Consider the following 18,672-nt stretch of genomic DNA (forward strand, 5'->3'; position numbering starts at 1 on the left):
GGAGGCGTCGTGCTGTCCTTTTTCGTGGTTGAGCCAGAAGTGGTCGCGGCGCTCTCGGCCCAGGCAGCCGGAATAGGTGCGGCGACGACATCGGCTTCGGCGGCGGCGGCGCCGGCGACGGTGGGATTGCTTCCGGCAGCGGCCGACGAGGTGTCGGTGGCGGTGGCGCGCCTGTTCGGTGGCTTCGGGCAGGAGTTCCAGGAACTCGGCGCGCAGGCGGGGCTGGTTCACGAACGCTTCGTGCAGGCGTTGAAGGCGAGTTCGGTGGCGTATGCCGCTGCCGAGGCGGCGAATCTATCGTCACTGCAGGGTGTGGAGCAGTCGGTGGTGGGTGTGATCAATGCCCCCACGCTGGCGCTGTTGGGGCGTCCGCTGATCGGGGATGGTGTGAGCGGGGCGGCGGGGAGCGGGCAGGCCGGCGGGGATGGCGGGTTGTTGTGGGGTAACGGCGGCGCGGGGGGCTCAGGAGCGGCCGGGCAAGCGGGCGGCAGCGGTGGGGCCGCTGGGCTGTTCGGAAGTGGCGGTGCCGGCGGTGCGGGTGGTCCTGGTGTCGGAGGCGGTGCTGGGGGTGCGGGCGGTGCGGGTGGGGCCGGAGGGTGGTTAGCGGGATCCGGCGGGACAGGCGGGGCTGGAGGCGGCGGTGCTCTCAGCACGACTGGCGTCGGCGGTGCGGGTGGTGCTGGCGGTGCCGGCGGTGTGGCACGTGCGCTGGTGTTCGGGCTCGGCGGTGCCGGCGGGTCCGGCGGTGCCGGTGGGCTGACGTTGGCGGTAGGTTCCGCCGGTGCTCTGGGTGGCGGTGCGGGTGATGTGGGGTTTGCCGGGGGTGCAGGCGGTCACGGTGGAGCCGGGGGCGCAAGTTCTGGATTGTTCGGGGTCGGCGGCACCGGTGGCGCCGGCGGATATGGCGGCGCCGGGGGCGCCGGCGGGACCGGTGGATTGAGTGCGACCTGGGCTGTGGCGGGTGGAACCGGCGGGGTCGGCGGTGCGGGTGGCGACGGCGGGCTCGCTGGGTCGGGGGGAGCCGCCGGACTCTTCGGGTCGGGGTTGCTGGGGGCGCCGGGATCTGCGGGGACGCCCGGTCTAGGTGGCACCGGCGGGGTCGGCGGAGGCGGTGGTCAAGGCGGTGCCGCCGCTGCCGGATTCAGTGCTGCGGGTAAGGCGGGTGGCATCGGCACTGCCAGCGGTGGGCAGATCGGCGGGCTCGGCGGGGTAGGCGGTGACGGTGGCTCCGGGGGCAAGGTGGCCACCATCACCGGATTTCATGTGCCGGTGGGAATGGCAGTCAATCCCGGCGACGGCGTCTATGTCACCAACAGCGGGAATGACACGGTGTCGGTGATCGATCCGACCACCAATACCGTGACCTGGTCAGGAATCGCTGTCGGCAATCAACCAAGAGCGGTGGCGGTCAGTCCAAACCCAGGTCACTACGTCTATGTGGCCAACAACGGCGGCAACAGCGTGTCGGTCGTCGATCCGTCATCGCATTCCGTGATCGGGTCAGCGATCCCCGTCGGCGCCGACCCTATCGCGGTGGCAGTCAAGCCAGACCCGGGCGGATACGTCTATGTGGCCAACTCCACCGGGAACACCGTCCGGGTCATCGATCCGCCATTGAACACCGTTACGTCCATAGGCGTCGGCTCGGGCCCGGACGGGGTGGCGATCAACCCCGGAGGCGATGTCTACGTCACCAACGCCGCAAGCAACACAGTGTCGGTGATCGATCCGAACGGCAATACCGTGATCGGGTCGATCAGTGTCGGCCCCTATCCGAGGGGGGTTGCCGTCGACTCAGTTGGCCACGTCTTCGTTGCCAACACTCTCGGCAACACCGTGTCCATGATCAACTCGTTCAGCAATACCGTCATGGGATCAGCGATCGGAGTGGGTCAGTCACCGTTCGGGGTGGCGGTCAGCCCGGTCAGCGACTATGTCTTCGTCACCAACTACGACAGCAACACCGTGTCGGTGATCAATTCGATCACCCACACCGTCTCCGCCACCATCGGCGTCGGCTCTAATCCATGGGGTGTTGCGGTCGACCCTGGCACCGGCGCGGTGTATGTCGCCAACATGTTCAGCAACACGGTTTCGGTGATCAGCGCATAACGTCCGCCTCGCGACCTCCGGGGCGCGCATCGTCACCGGGCGTGGGTAGCCTGCTCCCGTGGCCCTCTACCGCAAGTACCGACCGGCAACCTTCGCCGAGGTGGTGGGGCAGGAGCACGTCACCGAGCCGCTGTCCGTCGCGCTGCAGGCGGGCCGGATCAACCACGCTTACCTGTTCTCCGGACCGCGCGGCTGCGGCAAGACATCCTCGGCGCGCATCCTGGCGCGATCGCTGAACTGTGAGCAGGGCCCGACGCCCACTCCGTGTGGCGTCTGCGACTCCTGCCAGGCGCTGGCCCCCAACGCGCCCGGCAGCATCGACGTCGTCGAACTCGACGCGGCCAGCCACGGCGGCGTCGACGACACCCGCGAACTGCGCGACCGCGCGTTCTACGCGCCGGCCCAGTCCCGCTACCGGGTGTTCATCGTCGACGAAGCCCACATGGTGACCACCGCGGGCTTCAACGCGCTGCTCAAGATCGTCGAGGAGCCGCCCGAGCATCTCATCTTCATCTTCGCCACCACCGAGCCGGAGAAGGTGTTGCCCACCATCCGGTCGCGCACCCACCACTACCCCTTCCGGCTGCTGCCGCCGCGCACCATGCGGGCGCTCATCGGCCGCATTTGCGAGCAGGAAGGCGTCGTCGTCGACGAGGCGGTGTACCCGCTCGTCATCCGTGCCGGAGGGGGTTCGCCGCGGGACACGCTGTCGGTGCTGGACCAGCTGGTCGCCGGATCGGACGGCGGCCGGGTGCACTACCAGCGCGCCCTGGGCCTGCTCGGTGCGACCGACGTGGCCCTGATCGACGACGCCGTCGACGCCCTGGGCGCGGGCGACGCCGCGGCCTTGTTCGGAGCTGTCGAGTCGGTGATCGACGCCGGCCACGATCCGCGGCGCTTCGCCACGGATCTGCTGGAGCGCTTCCGCGACCTGATCGTGCTGCAGGCGGTGCCCGACGCGGTGTCCCGCGGCGTGGTCGATGCGCCGGAGGACATCCTGGACCGGATGCGCGAGCAGGCTGCCCGCATCGGCCCGGCCACCCTGACTCGCTACGCCGAGGTGGTGCAGGCAGGGTTGGGTGAGATGCGCGGCGCGACGGCCCCGCGCCTGCTGCTCGAAGTGGTGTGCGCGCGGCTGCTGCTGCCCTCGGCCAGTGACGCCGAATCGGCCCTGCTGCAACGCGTTGAGCGCATCGAGACCCGGCTGGCCATGTCCATCCCGGCCGCCGAGGCAGAGCCGCCCGCGGCTCCGGCCCGCCCCGTGCCGGTTCGCCGCTCGGTCCAGCGGGCCGCCGCCCAGGAGCGCGCGTCCGAACCCGCGCCGGAGCGCAAGCCGGAGCCCCCGCCGCCGGCGCCCACACCGGCACCGCCGCCCGCGCCGGCACCTGCCCCCGAAGCGGCCCCGCCGCCGGCGGCAGCGGCCCCGGGTGAACTCAACGCGGCGGCGGTGCGCAGCATGTGGCCGACGGTGCGCGACAAGGTCCGCGAACGTAGCCGCACCACTGCGGTGATGCTCTCTGGCGCAACGGTTCTGGCGGTCGAGGACAACACGCTGGTGCTGGCGCACGAGGCGGCTCCGCTGGCCAGGCGGCTGTCCGAACAGCGCAACGCCGACGTCATCGTCGAGGCGCTCAAGGACGCCCTGGGGGTGAACTGGCGGGTGCGCTGCGAGACCGGCTCGCCCGCCGCAGCCGACATCAGCGCGGCGCCGGCCAAGGTGGAACAGCCCGCGCCCGAGCCCCATTCTGTCCAGCGCGACGAAGAGGAGAGCATGCTCGCCGAAGCGGGCCGTGACGACCCCTCGGCACCGCGCCGCGACCCGGAGGAAGTCGCCCTCGAGTTGCTGCAAAGCGAACTGGGTGCGCGCCGGATCGAAGGCTGAGGGTGAATTTGGGCAGCTGCCCCACCTATATCGTGGTTCTCGACAACGGCTACTAAAAGAGGAGTTGCACCTGATGGGACAGGTGAAAGCAGCCAGCACCGTGTTGATCGACGCGGAGCCCGCGAAGGTGCTCGACGCCGTCGCCGACTACCAGAATGTCCGCCCGAAGATCCTCTCCCCGCAGTACAGCGAGTACGAGGTGCTCGAGGGTGGCCAGGGCCAGGGCACCGTGGCCAAGTGGCGCCTGCAGGCGACCGAGTCGCGGGTGCGCGACGTCAAGGTGAACGTGGACGTCGCGGGCCACACCGTCATCGAGAAAGACGCCAATTCCTCGATGGTGATCAATTGGACGGTGGCTCCTGCCGGACCGGGATCCAGCGTCACCGTAACGACCACCTGGACCGGCGCCGGCGGCGTCAAGGGCTTCTTCGAGAAGACGTTCGCACCCCTGGGACTGAAGAAGATCCAGGGCCAGGTGCTGGAAAACCTGAAGAAGGAAATCGAGGGCTGACCCCACTAGCGGGCCTGGCCCTGGGTGGCCAGGAAACCCGCCACGCCGCGCACCAGTGCGTCGGCGTACTTCTGCCGGCCCTCCGCTGACTCCATCAGCGCCGAGTCCGCCGGATTCTTCATGTTGCCCAGCTCCACCAGCACCGAGGGGTACTGGGCGAGGTTCAGTCCAGCCAGATCAGCCCGCCCGTAGAGACCGCCCTGGCCGATGTAGTTGGCCGGCGGGATGCCCGACGCCTGCAACTGGTCCCGCATGACGCGGGCGAACTGCACCGACGGCCCCGCCTGGGCGGCGTTCAACGGCGGCGATGAGTAGTTGACGTGGAAGCCGCGGCCGGACGCCGGCCCGCCGTCGCCGTGCAGGCTGACGATGGCGTTCGGGTGCAGCGCGTTGGCCATGTTGGCGCGTTCGTCGACGCACGGTCCCAGGGCGTTGTCATTGCCGCGCGACATCGCTGTGCGCACGCCCAGTGCGTTCAGCGCGGCGCGCAGCCGCAGCGCGGTGTCCCAGGTGAAAGTGTGCTCCGGATATCCGCTGTTGGTCGACGTGCCGCTGGCCTGGCAGTCCTTGGTGCCGCCCCGACCGGTGGGTACCTGACGTCCGATGGACGCGTCGTTGGCGCCGTTGTGGCCGGGATCGATGAAGACGACCATGCCGGCGAGATTGGCCGGCGCCGCGGCGGCGGTAGGCATCAGCGGCTGGGCAGCAGCGACGAGCATCCCGATGAGCATGGCTAACCCGACACGCAGGCCTACACGTACGTCCACTGCGCCAAGGTAACGCGGCGCGGACTACGCTGAAGTCTTCAAATCGCCCGACAACCGCAGGCGAAACCAACTCGAGACCAAGATGCGAGGGGACTGTCATGCAACCCGGAGGCGATATGTCGCAGCTGCTGGCGCAGGCACAGCAGATGCAGCAGAAATTACTCGAAGCCCAACAGCAGTTGGCGAACTCCGAGGTGCATGGTCAGGCCGGCGGGGGACTGGTCAAGGTCGTCGTCAAGGGCAGCGGTGAGGTCATCGGCGTGACGATCGACCCCAAGGTCGTCAACCCCGATGACATCGAGACTCTGCAGGACCTGATCGTCGGCGCCATGGGCGACGCGTCCAGGCAGGTCACCACGATGGCACAGGAGCGCCTGGGTGCGCTGGCCGGCGGCATGCGTCCGCCCGCGCCTCCCGGACCGCCGCCCGGTGTCCCGGGGGTCTGAACGGCGGAATGTTTGAGGGACCGGTTCAGGATCTGATCGACGAACTCGGCAAGCTGCCGGGGATCGGACCCAAGAGCGCGCAACGCATCGCTTTCCATCTGTTGTCGGTGGAACCGCCGGACATCGACCGGCTGACGGCCGTGCTCGGCAAGGTGCGCGACGGCGTCCGGTTCTGCGCGGTCTGCGGCAACGTGTCCGACGACGAACGGTGCCGCATCTGTGCCGATCCACGCCGCGACGGGTCGCTGGTGTGTGTGGTCGAGGAGCCGAAGGATATCCAGGCCGTCGAGCGCACCCGCGAATTCCGCGGCCGCTATCACGTCCTCGGGGGTGCGCTAGATCCCTTGTCGGGAATCGGACCCGAGCAACTGCGGATCCGGGAGCTGTTGACCCGGATCGGCGAGCGCGTGGACGACGTCGACATCGCCGAAGTGATCATCGCCACCGACCCCAACACCGAGGGTGAGGCGACCGCCACCTACCTGGTCCGGATGCTGCGCGACATCCCCGGTTTGACCGTGACGCGCATTGCGTCCGGCCTTCCGATGGGTGGCGACCTGGAGTTTGCCGACGAGCTGACGCTGGGCCGTGCGCTCACCGGGCGCCGGGCGATGGTCTAGGGCCGGATCACCTGGTCACCACGGCGAAATTGTCGCTGGTGGCCCACGCCGCCTCGAAGGTGGCGAGCGAAACCTGCTCGTCGCGGCCGGCTTTGATGCCGCTGTCATTGAGATGCACCACATTGGCCCGGGTGTCGATGCCGGTGACGACGACGAAGTGGTTCTCCCGGCTGCGGTCACCGCCCTCGTTCCACAGGATCCGGTTGTTGACCCCCGCGATCACCTTGCGGCCCTGATCCAGGGCCCGCTCCAGCGCGGGTGTGTCCGTCTTTATCCCGTCGGACGCGATGCCGTAGTGCGCCAGCAGCACCGGCAGGTCGCGGTTGCTGGTCCTGTTCCCCGGCGTGTAGATCGGTCCGGAGTGGGTGGTGCTGGGGACGGTCCCGGCTGCATTGTCGATCTCCTCCTCAGAGATCTCGTTGCCGGTGAGCTGGCCGATGACATCGGCCACGGCCATCTCCCCGCAGTCGCGTTCCTGCATCTGATAACGCCAGTAGGCGGCGGCCGCGCCCGGGTCGCCGTGCATCCCGGCGGTGTTGGGATCGGCCGCGGCGGTTCCGGGGCATCCGAGCAGCGAGCAGGCCACGGCCACCAGTGCGACAGCTGTGGCGACATTCGTCCGGATATCAGGGGCCATGGCGATCCATTTCTCGTGCCCCCGCGAGAGGATTCTAATTCGGCCCGGTCTGCTGATAACGTTTCGGTCTCAACAGACGAAATGCTTCCTGAGCGACGGTGCTCGGACCCGTGGCAGAAGGGATGGCGATGTCGTTCGTAAGCGCACGACCGGAATTGCTCGAGGCGGCATCGGCGGACCTGGCGGATATCGGAGCCACCCTGTCCGCGACCAACGCCTTCGTGGCGGCGCCGACGACGGCAGTGCCGCCGCCCGGCTCCGACGGCGTATCGGCGGCCATCTCGGCGATGTTCGGCTGGCACGGCCAGGCGTACCAGCAACTGAGCGCCCAGGCCGGCGCCTTCCACGATCAGTTCGTGCAGCTGCTGCGCGCGGGCGCGCAGTCCTATTCGACCGTGGACGCCGCCAACCAGGCGGCATTGCAGGCCGAAACCGTGGCGAGCGCTGGTGCGGCGGGGCCGGTGGCGGCCGAAGCGCAGATCACCCCGGTGGTGGCCCGCACCGCGGCAACGGAGACGCCCCTGTACGCCGCACTGGCCAACAGCCCCGCCTTCGAGGGCCTGGGCGACTGGCTGCAGGCGTTCTAGCCGCCCAGCCGCTCACGGCGCAGTAGGTCCACCTCGGGTAGCTCCAGCGGCGCCAACTCTCCCACCACCTGGCTCAGCAGGTGGTCGGCCAGCTCCGGATTGCGCGCCAGGCACGGCCCGTGCATATAGGTCGCCACCACACTGCCCTGCACGACCCCGTCGAATCCGTCGCCGGCCCGGTTGCCCGCGCCCCTGGTGACCGCGGCCAACGGAGACGCGGCCGGTCCGAGCACCGTCCCACCGCGGTGGTTCTCGAAACCCGTCAACCGCTGCGTCAAACCAGGCAGCAGCGGCTTGGACACCAGCTCGCCGATGGTCCGGGTGTCCTGCGGCGACGTCGTCGCGTCCAGCATGCCGACACCGTCCACCCGTTCACCCGACGATGTCTCGTACCAGTGGCCCAGCACCTGGACCGCGGCGCAGATGGCCAGCACCGGGGCCCCGCGCTCCGCCGCCCGCTGCAGGCCCGGGTACTGCAACAGATGCCGGGTGGCCAGTCGCTGGGCGTAGTCTTCCGCGCCTCCGAGTGTGTACAGGTCCAGCGACTCGGGCACCGGATCGGCCAGGGTGATCTCGACGATCTCGGCCGGGATGCCCCGCAGCAGCAACCGCTGCCGCAACACCACCGCGTTGCCGCCGTCGCCGTAGGTGCCCATCACGTCGGGGAGGACGAGGCCGATCCGGACAGTTTCAGCCACGCCGCGCCAACCTCCGGTTGAGCTGCAGGAAGGCGGTGTAGTTGGCGACGACCTCGACCCGCCCGGGCGGGCAGGACTCGATCGCCGCCACCGTGTCGTGCACGAGGGTGTGTTCGACGCCGGCGTACCCGAGTCGCACCGCAAGATCGGTACCGCGTTCGCCGGCGGCCACCACCCGGGTCTGTTCGAAGTGCTCGAAGCGCACGTCCCACAGCCACGACAGGTCCTCGCCGTCGGGAACCTGGCCGTTGACCGCGATCACCACGCCGTCGGCATGCTTGTCGACCATCGACAACGCCTCCTGCCAGCCGGCCGGATTCTTGGCCAGCAGGATCCGTGCCTCATGCGTTCCGATCCGGACCGTCCGGTACCGCCCGGCGACTTCGTCGACCATGCACACGGCCGCCACCGCCTTGGCCGGGTCGGCGCCCAGCGCGACGGCTGCCGCGACGGCCTGTGCGGCATTGCCGCGGTTCACCGCGCCGGGCAGGGCCAGGCGCATCGGCACCGCCAGACCGTCGGGTCCATACAGGGTTTTCTCGTCGAACCACCATTGCGGGGTGGGGCGCTTGAAGTCCGCGCCGGTGGAATACCAGTGGCCCTCTTCGCGGACGATCACCTCGCCGCTGCGCGGGCAACTCACCGAGTCGTTCGACCACGAGCCGCCCGCGGCCACCCAGACCACGTTCGGACAGTCATAGGCGGCCGAGGTCATCAGTACGTCGTCGCAGTTGGCCACCACGACCGCATGGGGATGCCGGGCCAGACCGGCCCGCAGGGTGCGCTCGATGACGTTGATCTCGCCGACGCGGTCCAGCTGATCGCGCGACAGGTTGAGCAGCACGACGGCGGTCGGCTCCACCGCATCGGACACGTGCGGCACGTGCATCTCGTCGACTTCCAGGGCCGCCAGTTCGGCCCGCCGATCCGCCGCCAGCGCCGCCACCAGGCCGGCGTCCATGTTGGCGCCCTCGGCGTTGGTGGCCACGGCGCCCAGGGTGCTCAGGGCCGCCGCGGTCATCCGGGTGGTCGTCGACTTGCCGTTGGTGCCGGTGACGATGACCGTGCGCCGGCCCGCTCCCAGCTGTCGCAGAATCGACCGGTCCAGGGTCATCGCGACCAGTCCGCCGATCATGGCCCCGGCGCCGCGGCCGGTGACCCGCGACGCCCAGCGCGCGCTTGCCCCGGCGGCAAGAGCCAGACGTGCGCGCGTGGTGATCACCCGTGCAGGTTAACCGCCGACACGACGCGGCAGCGACTCAGCGATGTCGGTCAGACGTGCCATTCTCAAAGCATGAACCGGATTTCCTGGGGTCGGCCGGCGCGGGAGCCGGACGCGGGATGGGCCGTCATCGACGTCGAGACCACGGGCTTTCGCCCGGGTCAGGCCCGGATCATCAGCGTCGCGGCGCTGGGTCTGGACGTCGACGGCCGGGTCGAACAGTCGGTTGTGAGCTTGCTCAACCCGGGGGTGGATCCCGGGCCGACCCACGTGCACGGTCTCACCGCGGCAATGCTGGAAGACCAGCCCCAGTTCGGCGACATCGTCGACGACCTGGTCGAGGTGCTGCGCGGCCGCACGCTGGTGGCGCACAACGTCGCCTTCGACTACTCCTTCCTGGCCGCGGAGGCCGAGATCGCCGAGGCCGAACTGCCGGTCGACTCCGTCATGTGCACGGTCGAGCTGGCCCGGCGGCTGGAGCTCGGCGTCGACAATCTGCGGCTGGAGACCCTGGCCGCGCACTGGGGCGTCACCCAGGAGCGGCCGCACGATGCTTTCGACGACGCGATGGTGCTGACCGGGATCCTGGCTCCCGCACTCGAGCGGGCGCGCGACCGCGACATCTGGCTGCCGGTGCGTCCGGTGACCCGGCAGCGCTGGCCCAACGGGCGGGTGACGCATGAAGAGCTGCGGCCACTGAAGGCGCTCGCCGCCCGGATGCCCTGCCCGTTTCTCAACCCCGGCCGGTACGTCCGCGGCAGGCCCCTGGTGCAGGGCATGCGGGTCGCGCTGGCGGCCGAGGTGCGGCGCACGCATGAGGAACTCGTCGAGCGGATGCTGCACGCCGGGCTGGCCTACAGCGACGACGTCGATCGGGAGACCTCCCTGGTGGTGTGCAACGAAACAGCTCCCGAGCAGGGCAAGGGCTATCACGCCCTGCAGTTGGGGGTGCCGGTGGTCTCCGACGCGCAGTTCATGGACGGCGTCGGGGCGGTGGTGGGCGGCCGCAGCATGGAGGAGTTCGCCGACACCGTCATGGTCGACGAGCAGTTCGCGCTGTTCTGAAGACGGCGGTCAGGGACCGCCGCGCCAGTGCTCGATGCGGTGATGGTCGGGGGTGAAGCCGTGGTCGACTCCCCACAACACGGCCTGCGTTCGGCTTCCGACGCCGATTTTCCGGTAGATCGTGCGGATGTAGGACTTGACCGTGTTGGGGCTGAGGTAGGTCAAGCGCGCCACATCGGCGTTGCTCTTGCCCTGGGTGATCAGCGCCAGAATCTCCGCTTCGCGGTCGCTGAGCCCCTCGCCGCGTCCGGGCCAGTCCAGTCCGGGTGCACTGCGGGCGCGCATGGCCACTTCGCTGACGACCACCTCCCCGGCGTGCACGGCCTCGAGCGCGGCGACCAGTTCGCGGGCGGGCAACGTCTTCGACAGATATCCATGGGCGCCGTGACGCCGCGCGCTCTCGATGAGATCTGGGTGAAAGTTCCACGTATACACCACAACTCGGCGTGAACGCGGGTTGGCGACCAGGTGCCCGATCTCCTCGTGATCGGACTCGGGTTGGGCGAACGAGTCGTAGAGGACGATGTCCACCGCGTCCTTGACGGGCAGGGTGGAGTCCAGTTCGGCGATCACGATGCGGTCGCGGTACTGGTCGAGCATGTTGGCGACACCCTTCACGACGACGTCGTAGTCGTCGACGAGCGCGATCGTGATCGGTGCGCCGGATGCGGGCGGCATGTCGGAGTGATTACCCCCTTAGGGGTGTATCGATGCACCCTTTAGGGGTGGTCGACTGAATTGGTCTCTGCCGCAACGGGAAAACTCGATTTCAACAATTCCACGCGCGTGGTTTAGCCGCTGTCGGGCCGGTTATTCAACATGTGTATGAGAGGAGCGCGAAATGCCCACTTGGGAAACGATTTTGATTGCGGTTTTCGCTGTGCTCGCGGTCGCGCTGCTGATCGGCGCGGTCGGCTACGCCATGAATCGCCGCAGGACACAGCGACTGAGACAGCACTACGGCTCTGAGTACGAGCGCCTGGTATCGCAGACCGGAGGTCAGAAGGAGGCGGAAAAGGAGCTGATCGCGCGCGAACGCCAGCGGGAGAAGCTGGACATCGTTCCGTTGGCGCCTGCCGCCCGGTCGGATTTCACCACCCGCTGGAATCAGGTGCAGACGGCGTTCGTCGACAACCCCACTACTGCCGTCGGCGTCGCCGATCGTCTGGTGACAGATGTGATGCGCGAAAGAGGCTATCCCGTAGACAACTTCGATCAGCGGGCGGCCGACATCTCGGTCGACCATCCCCAGATCGTCGACAACTACCGCGCCGCACATGCGGTTCACCTGTCACAACAGCACGGCGAAGTCAGCACTGAACAGCAGCGAGAAGCGTTCGTCCACTACCGGGCGCTGTTCGAAAAGCTTTTGGAGACAACACCACAGGAGGCGAAGAAATGACGACACACGAAGAGCGAACCGATGTGAGCGGCGCATCCGACGAATCCCAGGGAACGATGCAGCCGACGCCTCCGGCCGAGGACCGCGTGCCACCACAGCAGCAGGCACCCGCGTTCTCCGAGACCCGGGCCGGGAGCCCGGACGGCAGACTGGATCCCCGCAGCGAAGTTGCGGCGCCGGTGCAACATTCGCGCGAGGCTAATCAACAGTCCAGCCAATCTTCAACGGAAGAAACACTTTTCGGTGACGCGGACCTCGCGGATCTGCGGTCGCGCTGGGCTGGCGTGCAGGCGGCCTTCGTCGACGATCCCAAAGACTGCGTCCAGAAGGCCGATGTGCTGGTCTCCGACCTGGTCGACCAGCTCACGACCGGATTCGCCCACGCGCGTTCACGTCTGGAAGAACAGTGGTCACGCGGCGAGGAGGCATCCACCGAAGACCTGCGCCTGGCGCTGATGCACTACCGCGAGTTCTTCGAGCGACTGCTCGCGGTGTAACCAACCGAGCACGGGCCCGGCCTTCCTGCCCCGGCGAGGCCGGGCCCGCCCCTGCCTGTCAGCGGGAAGCCCGGTTGACCGCCGACACCACCGCCCGCAGCGACGCGGTGGTGATCGACGGGGCAATGCCCACGCCCCACACGGTCCTGCCCGAAACCGGGCCTGATGGGTGCCGACCCGCTTCGCCCGGCTGCGCCGCGCTCGCGATCGACACCGAAGCTTCTACATAGGCAGCGGCCTGCGCGTCGTCGCCGGCGCTCATCGCGTGCTCGGAGTAGTCCAGCACCGCCACGTCGAACCCGACCGTGCCCAGCGCGTCGACGAATGCGGCCAGCGGGCCGTTGCCGGTACCGCTGATCTCCGTCTCCGTCCCGTCGATCTTGACGGTGGCGGTGATGCTGGTGGTACCGGTGTCTTCTTCCGACGCGTCGACCCGTTGTTTGATGCGTTCCAGCGGCAGGATCGGCGCCAAGTACTCCTCGGAGAACGCCTCCCACATCTCCTTGGGCGAGACCTCACCGCCCTCGCCGTCGGCCATCTTTTGAATGACCTGCGAGAACTCGATCTGCAGTCGCCGGGGCAGCGCCAGGCCGTGGTCGGCCTTCATGATGTACGCCACCCCGCCCTTGCCGGACTGCGAGTTGACCCGGATCACCGCCTCATAGGTGCGGCCGACGTCCTTGGGGTCGATCGGCAGGTACGGCACCTGCCAGAGCATGTCTTCAACATCGGAGCCGTCGCTGTCAGCATCTATCTTCATCTGGTCCAGGCCCTTGTTGATCGCGTCCTGGTGACTGCCGGAGAAGGCGGTATAGACCAGGTCGCCGCCGTAGGGGTGACGCTCGTGCACCGGCAGCTGGTTGCAGTACTCGACCGTGCGCCGGATCTCGTCGATGTTGGAGAAGTCGATCTGCGGATCAACGCCGCGGGAGAACAGGTTCAGGCCCAGGGTGACCAGGCAGACGTTCCCGGTGCGCTCACCGTTGCCGAACAGGCAGCCCTCGATCCGGTCGGCGCCGGCCTGATAGCCCAGTTCGGCTGCGGCGACGGCGGTTCCGCGGTCGTTGTGCGGGTGCAGGCTCAGGATCACGGAGTCGCGACGCGCCAGGTTGCGGCTCATCCACTCGATCGAGTCGGCATAGACGTTGGGCGTGGCCATCTCCACGGTGGCCGGCAGGTTGAAGATGATCGGGTTGTCCGGCGTCGGCTGGATGATGTCGCCGACGGCGTCGCACACCTGCCTGGCGTATTCCAGCTCGGTCCCGGTGTAGGACTCCGGCGAGTACTCGAACCGCCAGCGGGTGCCCGGGTACTTCGCCGCCTCCTCGACGCACTTGCGTGCGCCCGCGGTGGCGATCTCCTGCACCGCGGCGCGGTCGGCGCGGAAGACGACACGGCGCTGCAGGATCGAGGTGGAGTTGTAGAAGTGCACGATGACGTTCGCGGCGCCCTCGCAGGCCAGGAAGGTGCGCTCGATCAGCTCGTCCCGGCACTGGGTCAGCACCTGGATGGTGACGTCGTCGGGAATCGCGCCGTCGGTGATGATGTCGCGGACGAAGTCGAAGTCGGTCTGGCTGGCCGAGGGGAAGCCGACCTCGATCTCCTTGTAACCCATGCGCACCAGCAGGTCGAACATGCGCCGCTTGCGGGCCGGGCTCATCGGGTCGATCAGCGCCTGGTTGCCGTCGCGCAGGTCCACCGCGCACCACAGCGGCGCGTGCTCGATGACGCGGTCCGGCCAGGTGCGGTCGGGTACGCGGATGGACTCCACTTCGTCGGCGAACGGACGGTACCGGTTGACCGGCATGGACGTGCCGCGTTGCGGGTTCCACGCGGGCTGGCCGGGCCGGGGCGGGCCGGCGGGCTTGTGAATGGTGCGCGCTGAGACGTAAGCGTCGGGTGAATCGGGATTAGTCACGGTAGTTGCTCCGGGTTTTTCGAGAGGGAACCTCAGACCGGCGCATCGCGAACACCCGCGACGGGAAGCCGGTCTGGATCAGACCCCGTCGCGGCGTCCGAGAAGGAGCACCCGCTGCACGCTGTGAACTCTACCGCGCCCCACCGCCTGGCCAAAACCGCTCCCAAGCACGCCGAGCCCCTTGGGCAGGCAGCATCGGAGATAAACCGAGATGCGGCGCCACGTATTCTGTTGTGGACTTAATCCAGGCCCGTCCAGACAGGAATTGATCAGTGGCGCTCGTCGTGCAGAAGTACGGCGGATCCTCGGTGTCCGACGCCGACCGGATTCGCCGCGTTGCCGAGCGGATCGTGGAGACCAAGAAGCAAGGAAACGACGTGGTGGTCGTTGTTTCTGCGATGGGCGACACCACCGACGACCTGCTGGACCTGGCTCAGCAGGTCTGCCCGGTTCCGCCGCCGCGGGAACTCGACATGCTGCTGACCGCCGGTGAGCGCATCTCGAACGCGTTGGTGGCCATGGCGATCGAGTCCCTGGGAGCCCACGCCCGTTCGTTCACCGGCTCGCAGGCCGGAGTCATCACCACCGGCACGCACGGCAACGCGAAGATCATCGAGGTGACGCCGGGCCGGCTGCAGGCCGCGCTGGACGAGGGACGGATCGTGCTGGTCGCCGGATTCCAGGGCGTCAGCCAGGACACCCGCGACGTCACCACGCTGGGCCGCGGCGGCTCGGACACCACCGCCGTCGCGCTGGCCTCGGCGCTGGGCGCCGATGTGTGCGAGATCTACACCGACGTCGACGGCATCTTCAGTGCCGACCCGCGCATCGTGCCCAATGCCCGCAAGCTGGACAAGGTCACCTTCGAGGAGATGCTCGAGATGGCCGCCTGCGGCGCCAAGGTGCTGATGCTGCGCTGCGTCGAATATGCCCGCCGCTACAACCTTCCGGTGCACGTCCGGTCGTCGTATTCGGACAAGCCAGGCACCATCGTCGTCGGATCTATCAAGGACACACCTATGGAAGACCCCATCCTCACCGGCGTCGCCCACGATCGCAGCGAGGCCAAGGTGACCATCGTCGGGATCCCCGACATCCCCGGCTACGCCGCCAAGGTGTTCCGCGCCGTCGCCGACGCCGACGTGAACATCGACATGGTGTTGCAGAACGTCTCCAAGGTCGAGGACGGCAAGACCGACATCACGTTCACCTGCTCCCGGGACAGCGGCCCGGTCGCGGTGGCCAAGCTCGACTCGCTCAAGGAAGAAATCGGCTTCACGCAGCTGCTGTATGACGACCACATCGGCAAGGTCTCGCTGATCGGCGCCGGGATGCGCAGCCACCCCGGCGTCACCGCCACGTTCTGTGAGGCGCTGGCGGCCGTCGGGGTCAACATCGAGCTGATCTCCACCTCCGAGATCCGTATCTCGGTACTCTGCCGCGACACGGAACTGGACAAGGCCGTCGTGGCGTTGCACGAGGCGTTCGGGCTCGGCGGCGAGGAGGAGGCGACGGTGTACGCAGGGACGGGTCGATAACGATGGTTGCCGTTGGAGTTGTAGGAGCCACCGGACAGGTGGGCCAGGTGATGCGCACGCTGCTCGACGAGCGTGACTTCCCGGCGACCTCCGTGCGGTTCTTCGCTTCGGCCCGATCGCAGGGCCGCAAGCTGCCGTTCCGCGGTCAGGAGATCGAGGTCGAGGACGCCGAGACGGCCGATCCCAGCGGGCTGGACATCGCGCTGTTCTCCGCCGGCGGAGCGATGTCGAAGGTGCAGGCGCCGCGGTTCGCGGCCGCCGGCGTCACGGTGATCGACAACTCCTCGGCGTGGCGCAAGGACCCCGACGTGCCGCTGGTCGTGTCCGAGGTCAATTTCCAGCGGGACGCGCACCGTAGGCCGAAGGGCATCATCGCCAACCCGAACTGCACCACGATGGCGGCAATGCCGGTGCTGAAGGTGCTGCACGACGAGGCTGGGCTGACCCGCTTCATCGCGTCGTCCTACCAGGCGGTCTCCGGCAGCGGCCTGGCCGGCGTCGAAGAGTTGGCGACGCAGGCGCGCGCGGTCATCAACGACGTCGAACAGCTGGTGCACGACGGCGGCGCCATCGATTTCCCACCGCCCAGCAAGTACGTCGCCCCGATCGCATTCAACGTGGTGCCGTTGGCCGGGTCGCTGGTGGACGACGGATCCGGTGAGACCGACGAGGACCAGAAGTTGCGCTCGGAGAGCCGCAAAATTCTCGGGATCCCGGACCTGCTGGTCAGCGGGACGTGTGTGCGGGTTCCGGTGTTCACCGGCCACTCGCTGTCCATCAATGCCGAATTCGCCCGCCCCCTCTCACCCGAGCGGGCTCGCGAATTGCTCGACGGCGCACCTGGGGTGAAGCTGGTCGATGTGCCGACGCCGTTGGCCGCCGCGGGTGTCGACGAATCGCTGGTCGGTCGCATCCGGCAGGACCCCGGGGTGCCGGACGGGCGCGGTCTGGCGCTGTTCGTATCGGGGGACAACCTGCGCAAGGGGGCGGCGCTGAACACGATCCAGATCGCCGAGCTGCTGGCCGCCGAGCTCTGATCGAAGCGAGTTGAGTACCGCCCCGGTAGCGCGGTGCTTGGCGGTGCTGTCTCTGTTTGTCTTGCAAGGCGTTTGGCCTGCCCGCGCTGACCCGCCGGCGCCCGTTCCGCAGCCGGTGTTGCAGCCGCTGGCGCCGGGTCAGGTGCTGCGGATGGGCCCGGCGGCCGGAACCGGGACGCCCACCGCGGATTACGGCATCGGCGCCACCGACCTGTGTGAGTTCGTCGAATTCCCCAGTCAACTGCTGCAGGTCTGCGGCGACAGCTTCGCGGGCCAGGGTGTCGGATACGGGGGGTGGTACGCACCCGTCGCGTTGCGCGTCGACACCGCGTCGGTCGACGACCCCGACGGCGTTCGGTACACCGGAGTCACCGGCATCAGCCGGCCGCTGTTGGCCGACCCCACGCCGCCCGGTGCGTCGCAGTTGCCGGCGGGGGTGGTGCAGATCAACCGCCGCAATTACCTGATGGTGGCCACCACCAAGAATCTGGACCCACAGAACTCCCGGCTGGTGCGTGTCGACCCGGCCCGCGGCGGGTGGGAGACGGTCGCCGGGTCGGTGCGCGCGGCGTCCTTCCAGGGCGGCCGGCAGACCCAGATCAGCGGTTACTACGACCCGATTCCCCGGCCGGACTCGCCGACCGGGTGGGTGTACATCGTGGCCAACAGCTTCACCCGTCGCCAACCGGTGGTGCTGTACCGGTCTACGCCCGAGACGTTCACCGACCGGTCCCGCTGGCAGGGCTGGGCGGCCGGCGCGGGGTGGAACAAGACGCCGACGCCGCTGTGGCCGGACCTGATCGGCGAGATGAGCATCAAGCAGATCGACGGCATGACGGTGCTGTCGTACTTCAACGCCACCACCGGCGACATGGAGGTCCGGGTGGCCGCGGACCCGACGTCGCTGGGGTCGGCGCCGGTGACCACCGTGGTCCGACACGACGACGAATGGCCCGATCCGCCGGAGAGCCTGCCGCCCCCGTATGACAACCGGCTCTCCCAGCCGTACGGCGGCTACATCTCACCCGGGTCAACCCTCGATGAACTGCGGATATTCGTCAGCCAGTGGGACACCGACGCGCGCCGTGAGGCGCCGTACCGGGTGATTCAGTACGCGGTGAATCCGTTCAGGCCCTGAGTTACCGCCAGCCGGGCGGCAGGTCGGCGGCATGGTTGGGGCAGCGGTTCTGTGTGGCGGTGTACAGGACGTGCGCGGCGGCATCCGCGGGCATCTTGGTGGAGAGCACCGCGTAGGCGTATTGCAGGACCGACTCGCCATATCCGAAATGGACGGCACTGGCGCTGTCGTCCATCAGTGCGCACGCTTCCTGCTCGTGGTTGTCGTCGGCGTGGGCGATGCCGGCACCGCACCAACACGCTGTCAAGCCCAATCCGGCGATCAGCGTGCGAGCCCGGCCGAAGACGTGCATAGCGGGGCTATACCCACGTGGGCCTGCAGATTAATCCTGGACCAGCGAGGACTTCGGGCCCTAGCGGCTCACCGCACGGCCTGTTCGAATGGACGGTGCAACGAACTGCTGCGCGCAGGTGAAGGGATCGAATCCATGGCGTTAGCTCAGGAGACCAACGTCATTGCCCTGCAGGCTCATCACAAGTGGAATGCGGTCAGACTGCGGGAACGCGAACTCGGTGAGGCGATGCGCCGGCATCCGTCGTCATGGCCGAACGCCGTCGTCCTCGCTAAGGATCCGGCCAGGTGAGAGGCACTTTCC

The 18,672-nt window shown here is 68.3% G+C and carries 20 protein-coding genes; 13 read left to right on the top strand and 7 right to left on the bottom strand.

The genetic code is table 11. The features are described 5' to 3' along the window. The first annotated feature begins 12 nt into the window (after nucleotides 1-12). The 3 genes from QXK92_RS27175 to QXK92_RS27185 all read left to right on the top strand — a co-directional run bounded on the left by QXK92_RS27175 (nucleotide 13) and on the right by QXK92_RS27185 (nucleotide 4,505). Entirely contained in the window at nucleotides 13-2,112 is a 2,100-nt protein-coding gene (locus QXK92_RS27175) for a PE domain-containing protein (RefSeq protein ID WP_306247959.1), read from the top strand. A 58-nt stretch (nucleotides 2,113-2,170) separates the two neighbouring features. Continuing rightward, nucleotides 2,171-3,994, top strand: a complete 1,824-nt coding sequence (locus QXK92_RS27180) for a DNA polymerase III subunits gamma/tau (protein ID WP_306246978.1) — start codon at nucleotides 2,171-2,173, stop codon at nucleotides 3,992-3,994. 73 nt (nucleotides 3,995-4,067) lie between these two features. Further along, nucleotides 4,068-4,505, top strand: a complete 438-nt coding sequence (locus QXK92_RS27185) for an SRPBCC family protein (RefSeq protein ID WP_306246980.1) — start codon at nucleotides 4,068-4,070, stop codon at nucleotides 4,503-4,505. 5 nt (nucleotides 4,506-4,510) lie between these two features. On the opposite strand, the gene QXK92_RS27190 is transcribed toward QXK92_RS27185, so the two are convergent. Further along, the gene (locus QXK92_RS27190) at nucleotides 4,511-5,272 is read right to left on the bottom strand and encodes an Rv3717 family N-acetylmuramoyl-L-alanine amidase (protein ID WP_306246982.1); all 762 of its coding nucleotides are present in this window, start codon (nucleotides 5,270-5,272) and stop codon (nucleotides 4,511-4,513) included. A gap of 98 nt (nucleotides 5,273-5,370) precedes the next feature. Here QXK92_RS27190 and QXK92_RS27195 point away from each other — a divergent pair, with 98 nt between their 5' ends. Together QXK92_RS27195 and recR are read left to right on the top strand one after the other, a co-directional pair. Further along, nucleotides 5,371-5,718, top strand: a complete 348-nt coding sequence (locus QXK92_RS27195) for a YbaB/EbfC family nucleoid-associated protein (RefSeq protein ID WP_082978111.1) — start codon at nucleotides 5,371-5,373, stop codon at nucleotides 5,716-5,718. Nucleotides 5,719-5,726: 8 nt separating this feature from the next. Then, nucleotides 5,727-6,338 (top strand): recombination mediator RecR, encoded by a 612-nt coding sequence (recR, locus tag QXK92_RS27200; protein WP_065136323.1) that lies wholly within the window; start codon nucleotides 5,727-5,729, stop codon nucleotides 6,336-6,338. Between the two features lie 7 nt (nucleotides 6,339-6,345). Here recR and QXK92_RS27205 read toward each other — a convergent pair whose 3' ends face one another. Then, a complete protein-coding gene (locus QXK92_RS27205) occupies nucleotides 6,346-6,975 on the bottom strand; it encodes a C39 family peptidase (RefSeq protein ID WP_306246987.1) in 630 nt (209 codons plus the stop codon). A 128-nt stretch (nucleotides 6,976-7,103) separates the two neighbouring features. On the opposite strand from QXK92_RS27205, the gene QXK92_RS27210 reads away from it, so the two are divergent. After that, on the top strand, nucleotides 7,104-7,562 hold the full coding sequence (locus QXK92_RS27210; RefSeq protein WP_306246988.1) for a PE family protein: 459 nt from the start codon (nucleotides 7,104-7,106) through the stop codon (nucleotides 7,560-7,562). Here QXK92_RS27210 and QXK92_RS27215 read toward each other — a convergent pair. Next, nucleotides 7,559-8,260, bottom strand: a complete 702-nt coding sequence (locus QXK92_RS27215; RefSeq protein ID WP_306246990.1) for a type 1 glutamine amidotransferase — start codon at nucleotides 8,258-8,260, stop codon at nucleotides 7,559-7,561. The genes QXK92_RS27210 and QXK92_RS27215 overlap by 4 nt on opposite strands. After that, a complete protein-coding gene (locus QXK92_RS27220; protein ID WP_306246991.1) occupies nucleotides 8,253-9,482 on the bottom strand; it encodes a Mur ligase family protein in 1,230 nt (409 codons plus the stop codon). The genes QXK92_RS27215 and QXK92_RS27220 overlap by 8 nt, the downstream gene beginning before the upstream one ends. 72 nt (nucleotides 9,483-9,554) lie before the next feature. Between QXK92_RS27220 and QXK92_RS27225 the strand changes: the two genes are divergently transcribed. Then, nucleotides 9,555-10,547 (top strand): DEDDh family exonuclease, encoded by a 993-nt coding sequence (locus QXK92_RS27225; protein ID WP_306246993.1) that lies wholly within the window; start codon nucleotides 9,555-9,557, stop codon nucleotides 10,545-10,547. Nucleotides 10,548-10,556: 9 nt separating this feature from the next. Here QXK92_RS27225 and QXK92_RS27230 read toward each other — a convergent pair whose 3' ends face one another. Next, nucleotides 10,557-11,225, bottom strand: coding sequence for a response regulator transcription factor (locus QXK92_RS27230; protein ID WP_306246995.1), 669 nt, complete (start codon nucleotides 11,223-11,225; stop codon nucleotides 10,557-10,559). A 163-nt stretch (nucleotides 11,226-11,388) separates the two neighbouring features. On the opposite strand from QXK92_RS27230, the gene QXK92_RS27235 reads away from it, so the two are divergent. After that, nucleotides 11,389-11,949, top strand: a complete 561-nt coding sequence (locus QXK92_RS27235) for a hypothetical protein (RefSeq protein WP_306246997.1) — start codon at nucleotides 11,389-11,391, stop codon at nucleotides 11,947-11,949. A gap of 23 nt (nucleotides 11,950-11,972) precedes the next feature. Further along, nucleotides 11,973-12,446 carry a hypothetical protein gene (locus QXK92_RS27240; protein WP_306246999.1) on the top strand — a complete coding sequence of 158 codons (474 nt, stop codon included), beginning with the start codon at nucleotides 11,973-11,975 and terminating at the stop codon, nucleotides 12,444-12,446. Between the two features lie 58 nt (nucleotides 12,447-12,504). Here QXK92_RS27240 and leuA read toward each other — a convergent pair whose 3' ends face one another. Next, nucleotides 12,505-14,364: a 2-isopropylmalate synthase gene (gene leuA, locus QXK92_RS27245; protein ID WP_306247001.1), complete on the bottom strand. Its 1,860-nt coding sequence runs from the start codon at nucleotides 14,362-14,364 to the stop codon at nucleotides 12,505-12,507. 272 nt (nucleotides 14,365-14,636) lie between these two features. On the opposite strand from leuA, the gene QXK92_RS27250 reads away from it, so the two are divergent. From QXK92_RS27250 to QXK92_RS27260, 3 genes are read left to right on the top strand one after another with little or no spacing between them, the layout of a single operon-like run. Next, entirely contained in the window at nucleotides 14,637-15,902 is a 1,266-nt protein-coding gene (locus tag QXK92_RS27250; protein ID WP_306247003.1) for an aspartate kinase, read from the top strand. A 2-nt stretch (nucleotides 15,903-15,904) separates the two neighbouring features. Next, nucleotides 15,905-16,939: an aspartate-semialdehyde dehydrogenase gene (locus tag QXK92_RS27255; protein WP_306247005.1), complete on the top strand. Its 1,035-nt coding sequence runs from the start codon at nucleotides 15,905-15,907 to the stop codon at nucleotides 16,937-16,939. 10 nt (nucleotides 16,940-16,949) lie between these two features. Next, nucleotides 16,950-18,077 carry a DUF4185 domain-containing protein gene (locus QXK92_RS27260; RefSeq protein WP_371934606.1) on the top strand — a complete coding sequence of 376 codons (1,128 nt, stop codon included), beginning with the start codon at nucleotides 16,950-16,952 and terminating at the stop codon, nucleotides 18,075-18,077. A 1-nt stretch (nucleotide 18,078) separates the two neighbouring features. On the opposite strand, the gene QXK92_RS27265 is transcribed toward QXK92_RS27260, so the two are convergent. Continuing rightward, the gene (locus QXK92_RS27265) at nucleotides 18,079-18,369 is read right to left on the bottom strand and encodes a hypothetical protein (RefSeq protein ID WP_306247007.1); all 291 of its coding nucleotides are present in this window, start codon (nucleotides 18,367-18,369) and stop codon (nucleotides 18,079-18,081) included. A gap of 135 nt (nucleotides 18,370-18,504) precedes the next feature. On the opposite strand from QXK92_RS27265, the gene QXK92_RS27270 reads away from it, so the two are divergent. Then, a complete protein-coding gene (locus QXK92_RS27270; RefSeq protein ID WP_306247009.1) occupies nucleotides 18,505-18,660 on the top strand; it encodes a hypothetical protein in 156 nt (51 codons plus the stop codon). Nucleotides 18,661-18,672: the final 12 nt, after the last annotated feature.

This window comes from Mycobacterium sp. TY815 (assembly GCF_030755135.1).
GTDB lineage: Bacteria > Actinomycetota > Actinomycetes > Mycobacteriales > Mycobacteriaceae > Mycobacterium.